The following is a 3,027-nucleotide window of genomic DNA, read 5'->3' as shown; positions in this document are numbered from 1 at the left end:
CCAAATCAACACCGTTCGAATCTCTCATGCTGGAATTGTTTATTTTTTGCTTCAAACAGGTAATGTCATATTTTATTGCTTTCAGACCTTTGTCCATTTGGAAAAGATTTTCTAATGCCTTTGGATCTTTATAAGAATAGGCGACATTAAGAAAATCATTGATATCTTTGAGCTCTTTCTTTACTTCTTGGGCAACCTGTTTTTTGATAAATTCTTGATTTGTAGCGCATCCGGCCATAAAAAATATCATAATACAACCAATAACTGGAATAATGGAGAAATATAATTTTTTCATGGTACATACCCTTTTCATAATTACCTCAATATCTATTTTTATTTTTCTTTAACTGTCGATAAATCGGTTAATCTTTTCCTGCCAGTATAGCAACTGTTATGCCAAAAGAACCAAAATTATGATAAAATATTGATATATTAAATAGTTATGCTTGAAAACCGGATTGGATTCAGTAACCCATTGGACAATAAATATCACATTTTCTATGGGAAAATTTTTACATACTTCTGATCTACTGAAGATATACAGCTATATAGCAAGGTATAACCGCCAAGGTGGTACATCTCGTGGAGATTGTCACAAAAGATTTAAGCAGGATGGGGGCTAATGGAAGATTTTTTAGCATTATTGAGTGGAGCCTCCTTCACCTTGGGCAGGTGGCCTCAGGAAGCCTATAGATGGGAGCTTAAGCGTTTTACACATTGTCATGCGAAACACACATCACTGAAGCGATCAAAGGTGTGTTATGGCAGTTTGAGCGCTGTGAGTTTCACAGCACCCGAACGCTTTTGAGAAACAAGGGCAATCCAGAGTGCCGAATAGTAATGCGATTTCTTTTGGTTTGTTTTCTTTCTCGAGCTTAACACAACACCATTTGCTATAAACGGCCGGTTGTTTGCCGAAAAGCCATATGGGGTAGTTCAATCCTCCTTAGATGCAACGGAAATGAAAATTATTTATTTTCAGTGGAACCCATGATTTTCAAGTTGGCTCCAATCTTATCAAGAAACTCCTCCTTGACCCATTGCGGTGGAGTAATGTTTCGAAGCATGCGATAGCGGATGAATTCTTCACGGGATTTGCTGTATTTAACAAAAGGACCCTCAAAAGAATCGCTTGCCTGGGCCCATGTTTCATAATAATTTGCCGCATCAGGACCGTCATATTTAACTAAAAATTGGATTCGTTCGTCCTTATCAAAAGGTCCCAGGTAGACGAAATCGGTTAAAGCGGTTGCCAGTGAATTAAAGATACCGATTTCTTTGCTGTGAATATCGAGGACACAATGGCCGATGATTATTTGCTTCTGATCCCCCTTTTCGATGGATTCATAATAAATCTGTGGTCTTTGGTTTACTTGGAATCTGCCTGCAATGGGAATTCTAAAGTCGTCAGCATCAAATTCAGGCCAGATACTTTTAATTACCCCCCACATTATGGAATTATCAATGAATCCGCTTATGCCGTCTTTCCAAATTTTGATTTTCCCGCTATCAAGTACTTCAAAAGAATCCGGTGTTGTTTCAAATTCATAATTTTTATTCCGAATGGTTAGCATCGGCAGCTTGCGGTCCTTATAAATAATCTCCCCCGGATCAACAAAAGCAAGAAGATTGGCAAACATCTGCGGGCTGAATTTACATTCCACATCTGCAGATACCAGAATGTCTTTTTCGTAGTTCAGCTGATAGGTGAAAATATAACTTTTTTTAGAATCTCCAATTATCGCATCAGCGATCAATGATGGTCTCTGAAAACCGCCTGAATAGGTGCTCTCCTTACTGACAATATTTAGATGAGTGGAAACAGACAGTATCAGTGAAACAATTATGAGTAGAAAGATAATCAGAATAATCATCATTAGGTCAGCCATTGATTCATAAGGATTGGCTGATGCTGGAATACCCGGTTTTTTCATGGAAATGGCACCTCCGGTATTAATGTGTTTTTCACAGAAAGGGCTTTGTATAATCCATTTTGTTAATTGGTTTTGAACTGATCCAATAAGGCTTTTTTAATCATTTCATTGTTATTATCCATTTTTTCCACCAACTGGGACAGCCGGGTATGAACCGGCAGTGAAGCCAGATCCTTCATAGCTGAATGAAGGCTTTGGACCCCTTTTGATGCTTTGGTCATATCCTGATACAGGGTATTCAGACTGTCACGCATTGGCTGGGTTAGTTCTCCAAGTACATTTCTAAGATCCCTGTATACGGCCGAAGCATCGCTTATATCTTTATCAAGGTTGTTCAGGCTGTTACTCAGAGGACCGGTTAGTTCTCCCAAGGTATTATGCAGTTCCTTATATCTTTCAGATGCACTGGACATATCTTCAATCAGGATATTAAGGTTCTGGCGCAGGGGATCTGTCAGCTTGTTGAAGGCATTATCAAGCTCCTTGTAACTGGCGGCTGCCTGAGTAATATTTTTAATTAATGAATTCAAGTTATTATTGAATGGATCGGTAAGTTCGCCAAAGGCATCATGCAGTGTCTTGTAACCACCGGAGGCATGGATAATATTTTCATTTAGTTCATTCAAACTGTTGTTCACTGGACCGATTAAACCAGCCAGTACACCATGAAGTTCCTTATACCTTGCCGAGGTGCCATCGATATTTTCATTCAAACTATTGAGATTTTTACGAATCGGTTCAGTGGTTTCAGTCAGAGCCTTCTGGAGGTCCTTATACCTGGATGATGTATTATCCATATCTTCGTTTAATTGACTTAAATTTTTTCGTTATGGTTCTGTTAGCTGAACAAATGCATCGTGCAGATCCTTATATCGGTCTGATGCGTTGGAGATGTTTTTGCTCAACTGGTTAAGATTGTTATGCAATGGCTCTGTCAGCTGGCCAAATGCCTCGTTCAGTTTTTTGTAGCCAACAGCGGTTTTTAGAATATCCTGTGTCAGGTCCTTGAAACTTTTTACCAAAGGCTCCGTCAATTCGCCCAATGCTTCATGCAGGTTTTTATATTTCCCAGCCGCATTACCAATATCTTCAT

At 39.0% G+C, this 3,027-nt stretch carries 4 protein-coding genes; all 4 read right to left on the bottom strand.

The window, feature by feature from the left end; translation table 11 throughout:
- Window positions 1-295: hypothetical protein (locus tag KKA81_13165; protein ID MBU2651873.1), on the bottom strand; the 295-nt coding region annotated here is incomplete at its 3' end.
- Between the two features lie 673 nt (window positions 296-968).
- Complete coding sequence (locus KKA81_13160) at window positions 969-1,889, bottom strand: hypothetical protein (protein MBU2651872.1); 921 nt, start codon at window positions 1,887-1,889, stop codon at window positions 969-971.
- Window positions 1,890-1,996: 107 nt separating this feature from the next.
- A complete protein-coding gene (locus KKA81_13155) occupies window positions 1,997-2,731 on the bottom strand; it encodes a hypothetical protein (protein MBU2651871.1) in 735 nt (244 codons plus the stop codon).
- Window positions 2,732-2,761: 30 nt separating this feature from the next.
- The coding region (locus KKA81_13150) for a hypothetical protein (GenBank protein ID MBU2651870.1) at window positions 2,762-3,027 on the bottom strand (266 nt) is incomplete at its 5' end.

The sequence above is a fragment of the Bacteroidota bacterium genome (genome assembly GCA_018831055.1).
Classification (GTDB): domain Bacteria; phylum Bacteroidota; class Bacteroidia; order Bacteroidales; family B18-G4; genus M55B132.
This window is presented reverse-complemented; position numbering and strand designations above follow the sequence as displayed.

Coding starts and splice junctions, on each gene's coding strand:
- KKA81_13160 (MBU2651872.1), bottom strand. CDS start 1,889: ATGGCTGACCTAATGATGATTATTCTGATTATCTTTCTACTCATAATT.
- KKA81_13155 (MBU2651871.1), bottom strand. CDS start 2,731: ATGGATAATACATCATCCAGGTATAAGGACCTCCAGAAGGCTCTGACT.